Consider the following 230-nt stretch of genomic DNA (forward strand, 5'->3'; position numbering starts at 1 on the left):
TTGCAGATTCAGGAGCATTATACAGATACAAGCGGCTATACTGAGCAGGTGTTTGCTATGTGCCATCTGTTGGGTTTTAAATTTGCTCCCCGAATGCGCGATTTACCTGATAAGAAACTTTACACTTTTGAACCTACTTCTTCCGAAGAGATTTTGTCACCTCTGTTAGGCGGGAAGATTAATGTGAAATTGATTTCTGAGTCTTGGGATGAGATTCTTCGGCTTGCTAG

Annotated in this window: 1 protein-coding gene; it reads left to right on the forward strand. The window is 41.7% G+C overall.

Annotation, left to right across the window (positions count from 1 at the left end; genetic code table 11):
- A partial coding sequence (locus tag PL9214_RS29850; protein WP_139295240.1) for a Tn3 family transposase occupies nucleotides 1-230 on the forward strand: 230 nt, incomplete at both ends.

It is taken from the genome of Planktothrix tepida PCC 9214 (assembly GCF_900009145.1).
GTDB lineage: Bacteria > Cyanobacteriota > Cyanobacteriia > Cyanobacteriales > Microcoleaceae > Planktothrix > Planktothrix tepida.